This is a genomic window from Vibrio sp. 10N.286.49.C3, assembly GCF_041469545.1.
Taxonomy (GTDB): Bacteria; Pseudomonadota; Gammaproteobacteria; order Enterobacterales; family Vibrionaceae; genus Vibrio; species Vibrio tasmaniensis_A.
The window spans coordinates 42947-56997 of the sequence record NZ_JBFRKT010000013.1 but is presented as its reverse complement, the minus strand read 5'-3'; the positions used below and the strand labels follow the sequence as shown (position 1 = coordinate 56997).

Sequence of the window (14051 nt, the reverse complement as noted above, 5' to 3'; positions counted from 1 at the left end):
TTAATTACGCAACAAAGCCTCTAGGTAGCTAACAGATCGATAAATATGTTAGCTACTCCACCGTAAACTTAACGACTGTATATTAGTTCTGAACATCCATTTTTGACGATTCAATTAGCTTGAACTTGGTCTCCTCTGTAAATTCCATATTCATAATACGCTCTGTTGCCGAATGGCCTAGAATACCAACAGTGCTATGGATGAACTGTGTTGCCTCGTCATTTATACTATTTGCATATTGCATTATTCCCATATTGCCTTTGACGTAATCGATCGCGGATTCGATAGCAACCAGTTGCCATTTACGAGCTATTTTTCCAAAAATCTTTTCTTTTCTGCGGTCCTGAGGGTCATAGGAAACAGCTTCTAATGAAGCCTGCGGGTTCATTTGGTATGTGTGTAGGTTATGTTGATGCCGCTCTAAGGAATTCAGTAAGCTCGAAGTCCCTGAGTTGTATGTACTGCTAAAAGATTGCCCGCTTTTTGCTTGTCGTTTAGACCAACTGACATCTCCTACACCATACTCTCCGAAACTCGACACTGATAAAAAGTAACCTCCAGCTCTGCGAACAGTTACTTCACTAGGAGAAAGAATTCGGTTCGACGCTTGATGACATACGCCCGTTATTCCGTACACTAATCCAGCCCATGACCTAAAGCCCGCTATCTTTTCTGCAACAACTAGATCACCTATTCCTTGCTCAAGGTGGTCACCACCAGTAGCTGTCCCAAAACATCCCCAACGGTTCCCATTACTTGCAACCACGTACGTATGAGCAATGTCCTTTGAAACCTTACCGCTAAAAGCTGAAATACTATAACCTTCTAACTTTCCAATACTCATTGACTACTCCTAAAAAACAAGAACCACTAAAAAGAAAAAATTCTGCATTCGCATACAAATTTTCTCCTAGTCTGGTTTTAGGAAGGCAATTATACCCATTAACCCTATTTATAACAGTGATTTAAAACCTTACATATAAAACTAGATGCTAAAGTTGCAAGCTCTTATATAACGTATAAAAAAAGAGCCACTTTGATAAAAAGCAGCTCTTAGTATTGGTTACTTTATCGCCGTTTTTTATAGCATTTTCGCGTAGTATTCGCCCTTACAACACGCCCGTTCTTGAGTGTATATCCTTTCTTAAGTTGGCCGTTTGGTCGGCGGCCTTTGCACTTGTGTCCTTTCATTGGGTATCTCCAGTTTCCGTATCCGTTGCTCTTGGTCTTGCTGTACTCGTTTTATCCAGTTGACGTCCGTTTTCAAAGCCGCAATCGTGCCAAGGCTTGAGACTCCACCTGTAATTAGTGCAATGATTAACGCATCGAGGTACGCCATCACTTCGTTTTCCATCGAGATGCGTAGTATTCAAGTAGGTATCGCACCATGGCACGCATGCCTAGCGTATCGACCACAACAGCACCTAAGACAAACCAATAAGGGTTAGGGATGTTCTGCAGTGCATTGAAGCCTTGTTCGACATACGGCGCGTAATTGGGAATGAAAGACAAGATGAGTGGTACGAAGACGACGAGCAGGATAAATTCATCCTTAAATCCCCTATCTCTAATGCTTATGTCATCAAGGCTACTGGCCTGCTCTTCACCATTTTGTAATCGCCGTACCCTTGCCTGATGCTTCTCATTTTCGAGTTCATCTTTACGCTTTAACGCCTCAGCTTTGTTTTGATTAAGCAGTTTCCCTACCCGCCACCTTGTTGTGTTTGGCTAAGGGCATACTGATTGTGTAAATATAAAGCGATATGAGAAAAATCGAATCATGTTGCTTCGTATTGATGTTTATATCGATAATAAGTTCATAAAATCAGATGGTTACACAAAACCATTATTAGTTTAAAAGCTCTACATTTGGTAAGGTATTCAAGGAATCAATAACTTATTATATAAAAGGCTTAATATGAAAATCGGTATGGTTGCCCTATCACTATTCACCGCTTTTGGCATGAGTTCATACGCGCTTGCTAATGAAAATGACACAGCAGCTAAAGAGCTTGGTCATTTTTATGCAGGTGTAGATGTCGGATTTTATAATGAAACCGAATTAGAATACCGCGGTAGCAAAATTGAAGATTCTTCTGATCTAGCTGACTTGAGTTATAACTTAGTTGGCGGTTATGAGTTCAATACACACGATGTAGTAAAGCTGGGATTAGAAGCGGAGTACCGGAAAATTGGCAAAGTTAACTTTGCTCAAATGATGGATATGGAAGGCCAAGCCTTCTTCGTGAATGTTAAACCCAAATTCATCGTTAAAGGCGACGTATTGGATTTGTATGTCTCCCTGTTAGCAGGCGTTGGATCTATTGATACGGAAATCAAAGCCTTTGGGCTCTCAGCTTCTGAATCTGAGGCCGCTTACCAAATCGGTGGAGAATTTGGCGCAATAATTACCGATAACATCGACGTTCATATCGGTTACCGCTCTGCACATATTGAAATAGAATCCATCGATGTTTCATCCAAAACAGCATACATTGGTGCAAGATACCATTTCTAAAGTTCCTTCAATGACTAGACCAATTTATAGCGGTCAACTAGCCTAGCATTGCAAATAGTCCGATCTCTTTGAGGTCGGATTTATCATTATTGGTTCACTTAACTTCCTTTACATTGCCTCCAAATATAGGCCTATTCCTCCACCAATATAAAGTTACGTTGCAACTTATTAGAAAAACCAGCGCTACTGCAAGATAAATCACTCAAACAGGCTGCTATTTCGTGTTTAAATTTTGATCTATCAATCAGTTATATGATTAAACTTGGTGACTAAGCAAGCAAACACTATGCATTCACGCTTACATTATGAATTATAGTGTTAACATCAGACAATGTTGTAAACCAGGTGTTTGATATGTTGCCTAAACTTTATAAGTTCAGATCTCTTCACGATAGAAACATACAATCGATATCCGAGTGTTCGTTGTGGTTTGATTCCGCGAAGACCTTTAATAACCCTTTTGAATCTCATCACCTGTTCAACAAAGAACTTCAGAATGACTTCAAGGTTATGTGCTTCTCTCAATCGAATGACCATCCCATACTTTGGTCTCAGTATGGTGATAACTTTAAAGGTATGTGTATTGAGTATGATCTTAACTGTTATCACGGTGAGGCAGATCTCAATTGCTTTGAAGTTCAGTATGCTGACAACCCAAGCATGCTTAGTACTCCTTCGCTAGTTGACTTAAAAGCATCGAAATTAGCCGCGAGCGTACTTGGAATCAAACATTCAAACTGGCGTTACGAAAAAGAATATCGCTGGGTACTGCCCAATGAAGAGATTATTGGCAACAAGCTGTATCTGAATAAAGAGTGTATAAGCTCTGTGATTCTCTCAGAACACGCTCCTGCCGATAGAAAACTAAAGGTACTAATGACTTGCCAACACCTCGGCATCCCCGTTAAACACGCTGTCGCTAAACAAGATTCGTGTACATTTGGCACCTTCTGTTAAATAGATATCAGTAAAATGAACGCCCTACGAGACATATTTGCTTATATAAGGTGACAGTGCAACAAATTAACATCTTAGTCAGATCACCGTAATTCACTCGTATTCATTGGCGTTTTAGACAATCATATTAATATCATTTAGTTATAGTGCATTATAATGGTCAGTTTGTGATATGAAGTCGGATGAACTTTTCTGGAAAACTGTATTTGAAGTTTTTCTTGGTTGGTAAGTGCTGTTTCGCCTGTCTACAAGCTTTACTATCGCCGGACGTTCTCACTCTCTTGATTTTTGTGTAACCTTTGGAGTGCTTCATTTCAATCATCAGGTCACAATAACCATCAATTTCAACATTGCTCTTTTTTAGTCCTTTCATGACCGTGGCTTTGATTTTTTTGGCTACCGGATTAACCAATGCATCGTCGGGAAATACGACTGGGGATGAAAAAAACAACAAAAGGATTAGATATCTCATACTGTTCTCCTTTATTGGAACTGAGAACAGTATGACGATGGTTAAGGCAAGCGAAGAACTAACTTAGTATGAAGATTGACAAGATAAGACGTAATTCTTGACCATTACGCCTTCTTTGAGCCTTTAGATTTGAAGCCGTTATGCGGGAATACATTACGAATACGTTGTTGCACGTTCTTAGGTACATCCTTTGTGAACTTGAGATTATAACCAGAGCGCTTTGCGTACACTTTTAATTCACCTTTAAAAGTGTTGTTGTGGCCAATCTCTTGAAGGTTGTGCTTAAAGCTGGGTGGAAGATGACCTTTAACTTGTTCGATCGCCCCATCGTTAAATTTGATTTTCAATACCGGCCTATCAACCGCGACTAACCAAAAAACCAACGCTGCACCGATTAAGATTACATACATCATAATGTCACCACTACTGTTGATGATTATTTATCGTCAGAAAGGAGCTTGCTTAAATCTTCTTTAAGATTGGTTACTGTCTTGCTGGCCTGTTCACTACGAGATGCTTCGCTTACCAAATACTCGATGGCATCTGATAGCGTACAACCTAGCTCGTTCGCACGCTGGGATAGCTTTTCCCATACACGATAATCAAGGTCGATTGATTTTTTCTTAGTGTGAACTTGTTCAGCATTAAAGTGACGCTTTCGCTTAGCTCGAATCGCTTGCTTGAGCTTGTTATCGAGCTCAGGAGACATGTTGTCAGATATCCACTCAAGAACACCTGTTGGTTGGTGTTCAAGCTTCAATAAGGCTTGTACAGCAACGTCAGCTTCACTTGAATCAATATGGCAGGTGATCGACTCGCCTTCTTTCCATTTTTTGACCAGATAGTTCCATTTCCAACCACATTCCAAGTTTTCAAGTTGCTGATATTTCATGTCTAATCTCGAGAGTTAATCCTAGTGACAGCGTAACCCAAAATAGGCTATTTAACAATTGTTGTCTTGAAAGAATAGACCAAGATCATACTTATATTAGCTTAGTGATTAGTAACTACAACATAGAGCTACAAGCGAGATCGGTTTTTCTATATACTCCCTACCTCATTATCATAATCAGAAACTTAAATGACTCTAGTAGATTGGCGACATGTTACGCCTCAGTACGACGAATATAGCGCTCAATTAGAGCAATTCCCTGACATCTCGCCTTTCCCATTTTCAGACATTCAACATAGATTCAACGATGCGTTAACCCGCTTTGTCCGCTTGTCCAACCTTTCGCGTGTTTTACTTGTCAACGCTCCGGACAATTCGATCTATCGTCAAATGATTGTTGAATCTTTAGTTACTGCTCTAGATGATCACACGTTACCAGTAATAAAAACTGAGTCTTTAAATGCTGTCTCTCTGTTTGACCAAGTTCAATCAAAAGATGGCCAAGTCGTTGCGACAAAGCCTGGCTTACTGGCTAGAGCGAACAATGGTTATCTGATTGTTTCAGCCAACTTAATTCTAGCAAACCCGGGAAGCTGGTTACTGCTTAAGTCTGCACTTCTTGGTGAGGCCGTAGAGCCCATCAGTAGCAACCCAGAACACTTAAACCAATCTCCATCTTTACCGCTTACCTACAATATTAAGTTGATTGTGGTTGGAGACCGAGCTCAACTCGGCGATCTTGATTATCTAGACAGTGATATTCAAACTGGTTTCTGCCTATTCAGTGAAATTGAACAAGACATAAAGCTAACAGAAGAGACGTTGACGCAATATCTTGGTTACCTTAAATGGCTCCAACAACGTTATGAATTGCCAAACATCACGCGACAGGCGGTGACAGGCATTCTTACTGCTGGTGCGAGAGAAACTGAAGACCAAAGCTATATACCGTTATGCCCGATTTGGCACAATGCGTTATTGAACGAAGCTTTGATTGAAGCCGACCATGGTGAGATTGATGGTCACCATATTCAGCAAGCACAACAACACAAATACAACCGCGAATCGTACTTACCTGAACGTGCTCTTGATGATATTCGAGATGGCCAAGTTATTATCGAAACCGAGGGTGAACAAGTTGGACAAGTTAATGGTCTGACGGTTATCGATGTACCAGGACACCCTGTATCGTATGGTGAACCAGCCCGAATTTCATGTGTTATCCACTTTGGTGATGGTGATATTGCCGACGTTGAACGCAAAGCGGAACTCGGTGGTAACCTTCACGCCAAAGGCATGATGATCATGCAAGCATTTGTAAGCAGCGCATTAAACCTTGAAGATCCGTTGCCCTATGCTGCTTCTGTTGTGTTTGAGCAATCATACTGCGAAGTTGATGGCGATAGTGCTTCTCTTGCTGAGCTTTGCTCTTTGGTCAGTGCTTTGTCGGAATACCCTATCAATCAACAAATAGCGGTAACCGGTGCTGTCGACCAATTCGGTCGTGTACAAGCAGTTGGTGGGCTAAACGAGAAAATCGAAGGCTTCTATCATGTGTGTAAACACAACGGGTTAACTGGCGAACAAGGTGTGATCCTTCCAAGATCTAACTTACGACATCTTGCTCTGAAGCCAGACCTAATTGAAAGCATCAAAAACAAAGAATTCCATATTTGGTCTGTCTCTAATGTAGATGAAGCTATTCCTCTTATTATGAACAAACCATTTAGAGACGATGAACAAGAAAGCGTTCTGAGCAAAATTGCGGAACGTATTGAAAACTTTGAAAGACATGAGCACCCTATTGGAATTGTTGGACGCATTAAAAACTGGTTTGTCTAGTACTGATCGGACTTGTTTAGCGTACACCTGTTCACTAATATGCACCTATCAAAAATTGGAGTAATTGATAATGCAAAACAAACGTGATTCTTACACTCGCGAAGATCTTCTAGCATCAAGCCAAGGCGAATTATGGCCTGAAGGTCCTCAACTACCAGCACCGAACATGTTGATGATGGATCGCATCACTAAAATGTCTGAGACTGAAGGTGATTTCGGTAAAGGTTTGATTCTTGCTGAACTGGATATTACTCCTGACCTATGGTTCTTCGACTGCCACTTCCCTGGTGACCCAGTAATGCCTGGTTGTCTAGGACTTGATGCAATGTGGCAGCTTGTTGGCTTCTACCTTGGTTGGGTTGGCGGCAAAGGTAAAGGCCGTGCTTTAGGTGTAGGCGAAGTGAAATTCACTGGCCAAATCCTACCTACTGCGAAAAAAGTGACTTACGAAATCCACATGAAGCGTGTTGTTAACCGTCGCCTAGTTATGGGCCTTGCAGATGGTCGCGTACTTGTTGATGGCAAAGAGATTTATGTTGCTAAAGATTTGAAAGTTGGCCTTTTCCAAGATACGTCAGCATTCTAATCCAACTGTTTAATTAGAATAACGCAGTTAGATTTTAATAAAGCAGCCAATGGCTGCTTTATTTTCACTCCAATAAATTTAGTTATAGTGCACTAGAGTGTGCTGGTTAAACAAACTTTCTTATCCCGAAACTGTACTGTATTAGTCCACCAGCAACTATGTATTCCGCTATAAGTATCAGCTTAAGGTGTTAGCTCTCTGCGCCATTATTCTACAATCAAACATTCTAACGAAGTTATCGAGCTTTTTAGCAAGCTAGAGTGAAAAGTTATTTACTACGATTGGTATTATCGTCCCAATCAGAAACTAACAAGGCTCCACTGCTGTACAACAATGGAGCCTTGATCTTTGAATATGTTCCGCCCTATCTATTTATAGAGACCTGATTGCTTATCACCTTTGGCGTCACGCCAACCACCTAACCAATAAGACCGAGAATCCATTTGGCTATATGGGCAAGCTTCTTGTGACCTACCGTTTATACCAGCTTTGTAGCCTTGAGATTGTGCTCGCTCTAGTCGATCACGCTTTTGTCTCTTCATAGTGCAGTCCTCATACGGGTGTTCTATTTACTAACATACAATGATTACAACTTTGCGGAGTTTTTGTGACTCCAACTTTAAGAATCGACCAGTTTTTCACTTTTCTCAAGGCGAAAAAAAAGCCCGAATTCAGAATTGTGAACTCGGGCTCAAGAGATGAAATTATTTAAATTTTCTACGGAACCCTAATAAGCCGAGTACAGTCAAAGCGAACCAACCTAAGCTACCGCCTTTACGATCGACCTTTGCTGTATCAGTACTACGAGCTTGGATATCACTCTTACCTTTACCTTCGATAGGAATCAATTTAACCGCAACAACCTCTTCTACTGCATTAGACGCAGCACCAGCACAGTATGAGTTGTGAGACGTTGTATCGTAGGCTCGTTCATCGTTACCTCTACCGTCTCCATTTGTATCGATCATACATTTTATAGCTGTTGCAGAGATAACACCCGCATCGTTGATACCTGAAGCATCAATGATTCGGAACTTGTTGTTCTCTCCAGAAACGTTGCCATCGTTAGTTAGATCATCTAAAAACCAAGCTTTGTTCTGAAACAGATCAATTCTTGACGGGTCAGTACCCGTTGCTTGATATGGATAAATAAAGCCACGGTGTCTACGCTCACTGCCATCAACTTCACGCGTTGTTTCTGCGTCAACTTGACCAACAATTTCATTGAAGTTGTTAACGGCTCTAGCTTCACCACTCGAACCAGCAAAGAAGATACCACCCGTTAGGTATGTCGCTGTTGGAGTCGCAGCTGAAGCATCAGTAACAACGAACATCTTACTGCCTGCGCTACCATTTTCAGGCACTCGACCATTACGCTTAGAGTTACCAATAACAAACAAGTTTTTGTTGATATCGGTCGCTACAGAGTTACTGTATTTGTAATCATTAGACGAGTTAGAGTTGACCTTAGCCCCCTCAATTGATTTGGTCGTCCAAGTATTCGCGCTGTCAGCTAAGTCCAGAGATTTACTGATGAATACAGATGCATTCATATCTTGCAGATCACGACTACCATCAACAGTATTGTAGCCTACGCCATAAAACTTAGTATCCGATTCGGCAATTGAACGCATGCTACCTTGAGCATAGTAATCGCCTTGTCTAGCAGTTCCACCACGAGTCCAATCGATTTGCTTGGTATTCGTACCATCCCAAATAGCAGCTTTTGAACTAAATACAGGATCCGGCGTTGACGTCTCCGTAATGGTTTCACTAGTAGAAACACTACCTACATTGTAAACAATACCATTACTTGCTTTGATAGCTTTCCATGCACGAGTCTCAGAAGATCCTGCAGGCCCATTTGGTGACGTTGTAAAGATTGCGTTATTACGAATGCTACCTTCTGATTTGATACCTAAAGGCTTAACTTCTGATGCGTCGTTCACATAAAGGGAGTTGATCACTGTATTGCGAGTATCGAGTATTGCCCCGCCTTCTATAAATGCCTTTGCATTTACATAACTCAGGTTGTTTCTTTCCTTAAACCAAGTATCTTCCCAGCGAGTTTTCGCCCAGCTTTCACATGTGGAATATCTTAGTTCACGTTTACAATAGTTTTTGAAGTCATCGAACTCTTGTAAATATTGGAAGACAGCATCCATAGCGAAAGGAACTTCTTCACGGTAACTAATGGCTTCAAGCGAATTACGAGTTTCACCTGCTAGCTTAAAGCTATCACAAGCGACACCACCGATAGTACCAGCGGTAAAACAACTTTCAGTTCCGGTAACCGCCGCTGGTTGAATCGCGACACCAAACGTTTCAGAAGCTCCGACAATTGAGCTAGGAGTCGCGACTTCAACTACCTTGTACAGTGCAGCATTCGCGTTAGTTGCAGCCAAAACTAAGGCTGCAACTGTTGTTAATTTAAATTTATTACAAGTCATGATTACTTCTTAACTTTCCTGTTGTAGTGCCTCGAGCTCTTCCCAGCGCTCAAAAGCAACTTCAAGCTCCTGCTCTGCTGCAGATAGCTTATCTAATACTGGTTGTGTCTGCTCTACAGATTTTGAAAAGAAGCTAGGATCGTTGACTTCTTCCTGAAGAGTTTCAATTTGAGTTTCCAATTCTTCCAAACGCAAAGGTAGCGCTTCTAGTTCTCGTTGTAGCTTATACGATAACTTCTTAGCTTTAGCCTTAACTGGCGCAGTTTTGGGAGTTTCCTCAACTACTTTCTCTGGCTTTGATGGCTTTTCAACCTGTCGGTACTCTATAGCCTGCTTTCTTTGTTGCTGAGCATCGTGGTAACCACCAACAAATTCTTCAACAACGCCGTTGCCTTCAAATATCCAACTTGTCATAACCGTGTTATCAACAAACTGTCGATCGTGGCTCACTAAAAGAAGCGTACCCTGATAGTTGGCAAGCAAATCTTCTAAAAGTTCCAAAGTTTCGATATCTAGATCGTTGGTTGGCTCATCGAGAATCAATAAGTTATTCGACTTAAGGAAAATACGAGCTAATAACAGACGGTTTTTCTCACCACCAGACAGTGCTTTCACCGGAGTGCGAGCACGTTTAGGAGAGAACAAGAAATCTTGTAGGTAGCTCAGTGCATGGCGCTCACGGCCGCCTACTGTCACTTCTTGCTTACCATCCGCTAGATTGTCAATTACTGACTTCTCAGGGTCTAGGATTTCGCGGTATTGGTCGAAGTAAGCCACTTCAAGTTTAGTACCACAATGCAGACGGCCAGAATCAGGCTTCAGCTGATCAAGAAGCAGTTTAAGTACGGTACTCTTACCACAGCCATTAGGGCCGATCAGAGCAATACGATCACCACGCATAATATTGAAGCTGAAATCTTTAACGATCTCTTTGCCTTCAAAGCCAAAGTTAAGATTCTCTGCTTCGAATACAATCTTGCCTGAACGTTGACCATCATCGATCTGAATAACCGCTTTACCCTGCACTTCACGACGATTGATGCGCTCTTCACGCAACTTCTTAAGTGCACGTACACGGCCTTCGTTACGCGTTCGACGAGCTTTAATGCCCTGACGAATCCATACTTCTTCTTGAGCAAGCTTTTTATCGAATTCAGCGTTCTGCATCTCTTCGACACGTAACGCTTCTTCTTTCTCTAGCAAGTAGTTTTCGTAATCGCCAGGGAACGAGCTCAGCTTGCCGCGATCAAGATCAACAATGCGAGTTGCCATCGATTTGATGAAAGCACGGTCATGGGAGATAAAGATGATTGAACCACGGAAATCTTTCAGGAAGCCTTCTAACCATTCGATTGTCGCAACATCTAGGTGGTTAGTCGGTTCGTCGAGTAGAAGCACGTCTGGGTCACATACAAGCGCACGAGCAAGCGCCGCTTTACGTTGCCAACCACCAGACAAATCCGTCAGTTTTGTTTCAGCAGTGAGTTTAAGCGCCGCCATTACGTTACTTACGCGATCTTCGAAACGCCATGCGTTGGCATGATCCAACTGCTCTTGCACACGAGTAAGACGATTTAAGTTCTTTTCGCTAGGGTCAGTACCAATGAGATCCAAAAGATCATGATAGATCTTCAACTGTTCGCCGATTTCCGCTAGGCCACCAGCAACGTAATCATAAACGGTGCCTTCTTCATTACGCGGTGGATCTTGCTCAAGGCGAGACACAACCACATCTTGTGTGATTTGCATCTTGCCGTCGTCCATGATGATGTTCCCTGACAGGATTTTCATTAACGTAGACTTACCCGCGCCATTGCGCCCTACTAAACACACACGTTCGTTTTCTTGCAGTGCAAAGTCCGCACGATCTAATAACGGGTGATCGCCAAACGCTAATTGCCCGTTATGAATTGTAAGTAATGCCATTCTTTTTTAACCAATCATTAAGTTCTAACAAGCCAAATGGCCAGTTAAGCTCTGAGCTTTGAGAAAAGTCAGAGCTTTCAAATTTGAGCACCGGAATAGTGACCCCGTAACGGGAAAAGAGCTCATCATCAAATGCAATGTCGACAACGTTGACGTGATGGCTAATGTTTAACTGTTCCGTGAGTTTGAATGCCATCTCACATAGATGGCACCCTCCTGTACTGTAGAGAGTCAGCACGCTATATCCTTATACAATCTCTTAATTACTTATGTGTAATCAACCAGCAGTTATGAATGTGCTTGTTACGAGAGAAGTCCAATGGAAGCGTTTTAGATGAGATGTTCTGAGCTTTGAGACCTAACGCTTCTAGGCCTTCTACATCCATTTTGAAGTGACGCTTGTTGTTAGAGAACACAATCGTGCCTTCTTCACGAAGAAGACGCTTAAGGTTTTCCATCAATTGAATGTGATCACGCTGAACATCAAAAGATTGATCCATACGCTTAGAGTTTGAGAACGTTGGGGGATCAATGAAGATCAGGTCGTAAGAACCCTGCTCTTTAACCAACCACTGTAAGCAGTCAGCTTGAACAAACTGATGTTGACGACCAACACGGCCGTTAAGCTCCATGTTCTGTTTTGCCCACTCAAGGTAGGTATTAGACATATCAACGGTTGTTGTAGAGCGTGCGCCACCCACAGCAGCATGAACAGAGGCACTGCCTGTGTAAGCAAATAAGTTAAGGAAATCTTTACCTGCAGCCATTTCGCCGATACGACGACGAGTGATCTTATGATCTAAGAACAAGCCCGTATCTAAGTAGTCATGAAGATTAACAATCAGCTTAACGCCGTATTCGTTCACTTCTAGGTTAGAGGAGTCTTGAGCCATTTTTTGATATTGAGATCGGCCTTTCTGCTTCTGACGAACCTTAAGAACCACGTTGTTTGCTTCAACGCCAGTGACTTGAATAGAAGCACGGATGATATCGGTTAAGCGACGTTTTGCTTTCTCTTCCGGTACATCTTTAGGTGCTGCGTATTCTTGAATCACTAGGTGACCTGGGTATACGTCAATCGCTACATTGTATTCTGGTAAGTCCGCATCGTAGATTCGGTAACAATCTAATTGCTCTTTCTTAGCCCACTTGCCAATTTTTCCGATGTTCTTTTTAAGACGGTTTGCGAAGTCTGGGGCAATAAGTTGCTCTTGTTCACCCGTTGGACGCTCTGACATCGGACGGTCTGAAATTGAGTAGTTCTTTTGGTGACACGGTAACGCACCATTGTTCAATTTGAACTGTTTGTCTGCACGCATACGTAAGCAGCTAAGCAGTTCGTCAGAACTAGAGAAGATCGACGCGTTACAACCGCCAAATTCCGCTTTAAGTTGTGCACCGAATGCCGTGTAAAGTGCAATCAAACCCGGCTCTGTGCCAAGACGCTCACCATAAGGTGGGTTAGAAACAATCACACCATCAGCAAACTCTGTAGGACGCTTAAGCTTTGCAGCATCGCCTACTTCGAATTCAATCAGCTCTTCAACACCAGCACGACGAGCATTGTCACGCGCTGTTTTGATCATGCGCTCGTCATTGTCGTAGCCATAGAACTTACACTCTACTTTCTTAACGCCACGACGACCTTGAACGTTCGCTTCAGCTTTCACTTCAGCCCACAGTTCTGGTTCAAAATCTTCTAGTGATTCAAAACACCACTTCTGGCGTTTAACACCTGGAGCCATGTTCGCAGCCATCATTGCCGCTTCAATCACTAACGTACCTGAACCACACATTGGGTCTAGGAAAGGCTTAGTCGCATCCCAGCCACTACGAAGAAGAATCGCTGCAGCAAGGGTTTCACGCAATGGTGCGCGGCCTGATTCTGGACGATAACCACGTTGGTGAAGACCGCTACCTACCATATCAACACCAAGAATCGCTTTATCACGATGTAGACGAACGTGAATACGAATATCTGGATTTTCTTTGCTGATAGACGGACGAGGCAACGACTTTTTCTCAAAGCTATCAACAACGGCATCTTTTACTTTCATCGCACCGTATTGGCTATTACGGATTTCGTTGTTTGTACCGTTAAAGTCAACAACAAAACGCTTAGAGCTATGGAATTGATTTACCCAGTTAACCGCAGTGGTTGATAGGTACAAATCCATGTCGTCCATACAAGTGAATTCAGAAAGGACACGTACAAATCTAGAAGCCAAACGACTCCATAAACAACAACGATAAATTTGCTCATTGGTCGCTTTGAATTTAACACCTGCTTGAACAGGTTTTGCATTTGTAATCCCTAGTTGGGTTAGTTCTTCAACTAATAAATTCTCAAGGCCGTTTGAGGTAACCGCTAGATATTGATTCATAGTGTTCTTTTATTGATAAAAATT

15 protein-coding genes are annotated in these 14051 nt (G+C 42.2%); 4 read left to right on the top strand and 11 right to left on the bottom strand.

Annotated elements, in window-relative coordinates; all coding sequences use genetic code 11:
• Nucleotides 1-82 precede the first annotated feature (82 nt).
• The 3 genes from AB4180_RS07520 to AB4180_RS07510 form a co-directional block, all read right to left on the bottom strand.
• Nucleotides 83-844 (bottom strand): hypothetical protein, encoded by a 762-nt coding sequence (locus tag AB4180_RS07520; protein ID WP_102249654.1) that lies wholly within the window; start codon nucleotides 842-844, stop codon nucleotides 83-85.
• 300 nt (nucleotides 845-1144) lie between these two features.
• Complete coding sequence (locus tag AB4180_RS07515; protein WP_102249655.1) at nucleotides 1145-1339, bottom strand: hypothetical protein; 195 nt, start codon at nucleotides 1337-1339, stop codon at nucleotides 1145-1147.
• A complete protein-coding gene (locus AB4180_RS07510) occupies nucleotides 1339-1698 on the bottom strand; it encodes a hypothetical protein (RefSeq protein WP_050546904.1) in 360 nt (119 codons plus the stop codon). Before AB4180_RS07510 ends, AB4180_RS07515 begins: the two co-directional genes overlap by 1 nt.
• A 220-nt stretch (nucleotides 1699-1918) precedes the next feature.
• Here AB4180_RS07510 and AB4180_RS07505 point away from each other — a divergent pair, with 220 nt between their 5' ends.
• Nucleotides 1919-2518, top strand: a complete 600-nt coding sequence (locus tag AB4180_RS07505; RefSeq protein WP_017101102.1) for a porin family protein — start codon at nucleotides 1919-1921, stop codon at nucleotides 2516-2518.
• Between the two features lie 354 nt (nucleotides 2519-2872).
• Nucleotides 2873-3475, top strand: a complete 603-nt coding sequence (locus AB4180_RS07500; protein WP_102249674.1) for a DUF2971 domain-containing protein — start codon at nucleotides 2873-2875, stop codon at nucleotides 3473-3475.
• A gap of 160 nt (nucleotides 3476-3635) precedes the next feature.
• Here AB4180_RS07500 and AB4180_RS07495 read toward each other — a convergent pair whose 3' ends face one another.
• The 3 genes from AB4180_RS07495 to matP all read right to left on the bottom strand — a co-directional run bounded on the left by AB4180_RS07495 (nucleotide 3636) and on the right by matP (nucleotide 4839).
• Nucleotides 3636-3947, bottom strand: coding sequence for a hypothetical protein (locus tag AB4180_RS07495; RefSeq protein WP_102249656.1), 312 nt, complete (start codon nucleotides 3945-3947; stop codon nucleotides 3636-3638).
• 104 nt (nucleotides 3948-4051) lie between these two features.
• Nucleotides 4052-4360, bottom strand: a complete 309-nt coding sequence (locus tag AB4180_RS07490) for a DUF3634 family protein (protein ID WP_012603889.1) — start codon at nucleotides 4358-4360, stop codon at nucleotides 4052-4054.
• Between the two features lie 23 nt (nucleotides 4361-4383).
• A complete protein-coding gene (gene matP / locus AB4180_RS07485; protein WP_009846670.1) occupies nucleotides 4384-4839 on the bottom strand; it encodes a macrodomain Ter protein MatP in 456 nt (151 codons plus the stop codon).
• Between the two features lie 189 nt (nucleotides 4840-5028).
• On the opposite strand from matP, the gene AB4180_RS07480 reads away from it, so the two are divergent.
• Both AB4180_RS07480 and fabA read left to right on the top strand, forming a co-directional pair.
• Entirely contained in the window at nucleotides 5029-6681 is a 1653-nt protein-coding gene (locus AB4180_RS07480; protein WP_102249657.1) for a Lon protease family protein, read from the top strand.
• Nucleotides 6682-6751: 70 nt separating this feature from the next.
• The gene (gene fabA, locus AB4180_RS07475; RefSeq protein ID WP_010440782.1) at nucleotides 6752-7267 is read left to right on the top strand and encodes a bifunctional 3-hydroxydecanoyl-ACP dehydratase/trans-2-decenoyl-ACP isomerase; all 516 of its coding nucleotides are present in this window, start codon (nucleotides 6752-6754) and stop codon (nucleotides 7265-7267) included.
• A gap of 368 nt (nucleotides 7268-7635) precedes the next feature.
• Here the strand turns inward: fabA and rmf are convergent, their stop codons facing one another.
• The 5 genes from rmf to rlmKL form a co-directional block, all read right to left on the bottom strand.
• Nucleotides 7636-7809 carry a ribosome modulation factor gene (rmf, locus tag AB4180_RS07470; protein ID WP_009846667.1) on the bottom strand — a complete coding sequence of 58 codons (174 nt, stop codon included), beginning with the start codon at nucleotides 7807-7809 and terminating at the stop codon, nucleotides 7636-7638.
• Between the two features lie 162 nt (nucleotides 7810-7971).
• Complete coding sequence (locus AB4180_RS07465; protein WP_102249658.1) at nucleotides 7972-9717, bottom strand: DUF3466 family protein; 1746 nt, start codon at nucleotides 9715-9717, stop codon at nucleotides 7972-7974.
• Nucleotides 9718-9726: 9 nt separating this feature from the next.
• Nucleotides 9727-11643 (bottom strand): ABC transporter ATP-binding protein, encoded by a 1917-nt coding sequence (locus AB4180_RS07460; protein WP_009846664.1) that lies wholly within the window; start codon nucleotides 11641-11643, stop codon nucleotides 9727-9729.
• The gene (locus AB4180_RS07455) at nucleotides 11621-11881 is read right to left on the bottom strand and encodes a glutaredoxin family protein (protein ID WP_102249659.1); all 261 of its coding nucleotides are present in this window, start codon (nucleotides 11879-11881) and stop codon (nucleotides 11621-11623) included. Before AB4180_RS07455 ends, AB4180_RS07460 begins: the two co-directional genes overlap by 23 nt.
• A gap of 25 nt (nucleotides 11882-11906) precedes the next feature.
• Nucleotides 11907-14027 (bottom strand): bifunctional 23S rRNA (guanine(2069)-N(7))-methyltransferase RlmK/23S rRNA (guanine(2445)-N(2))-methyltransferase RlmL, encoded by a 2121-nt coding sequence (gene rlmKL / locus AB4180_RS07450; RefSeq protein WP_102249660.1) that lies wholly within the window; start codon nucleotides 14025-14027, stop codon nucleotides 11907-11909.
• Nucleotides 14028-14051 lie beyond the last annotated feature (24 nt).

Excerpts from the sequence above, each read along its gene's own strand:
- AB4180_RS07460 (WP_009846664.1), bottom strand. The coding sequence starts at position 11,643 with ATGGCATTACTTACAATTCATAACGGGCAATTAGCGTTTGGCGATCAC.
- AB4180_RS07495 (WP_102249656.1), bottom strand. The coding sequence starts at position 3,947 with ATGAGATATCTAATCCTTTTGTTGTTTTTTTCATCCCCAGTCGTATTT.
- fabA (WP_010440782.1), top strand. The coding sequence starts at position 6,752 with ATGCAAAACAAACGTGATTCTTACACTCGCGAAGATCTTCTAGCATCA.
- AB4180_RS07505 (WP_017101102.1), top strand. The coding sequence starts at position 1,919 with ATGAAAATCGGTATGGTTGCCCTATCACTATTCACCGCTTTTGGCATG.
- rmf (WP_009846667.1), bottom strand. The coding sequence starts at position 7,809 with ATGAAGAGACAAAAGCGTGATCGACTAGAGCGAGCACAATCTCAAGGC.
- AB4180_RS07490 (WP_012603889.1), bottom strand. The coding sequence starts at position 4,360 with ATGATGTATGTAATCTTAATCGGTGCAGCGTTGGTTTTTTGGTTAGTC.
- AB4180_RS07480 (WP_102249657.1), top strand. The coding sequence starts at position 5,029 with ATGACTCTAGTAGATTGGCGACATGTTACGCCTCAGTACGACGAATAT.
- rlmKL (WP_102249660.1), bottom strand. The coding sequence starts at position 14,027 with ATGAATCAATATCTAGCGGTTACCTCAAACGGCCTTGAGAATTTATTA.
- AB4180_RS07500 (WP_102249674.1), top strand. The coding sequence starts at position 2,873 with ATGTTGCCTAAACTTTATAAGTTCAGATCTCTTCACGATAGAAACATA.
- AB4180_RS07520 (WP_102249654.1), bottom strand. The coding sequence starts at position 844 with ATGAGTATTGGAAAGTTAGAAGGTTATAGTATTTCAGCTTTTAGCGGT.
- AB4180_RS07515 (WP_102249655.1), bottom strand. The coding sequence starts at position 1,339 with ATGGCGTACCTCGATGCGTTAATCATTGCACTAATTACAGGTGGAGTC.
- AB4180_RS07465 (WP_102249658.1), bottom strand. The coding sequence starts at position 9,717 with ATGACTTGTAATAAATTTAAATTAACAACAGTTGCAGCCTTAGTTTTG.
- matP (WP_009846670.1), bottom strand. The coding sequence starts at position 4,839 with ATGAAATATCAGCAACTTGAAAACTTGGAATGTGGTTGGAAATGGAAC.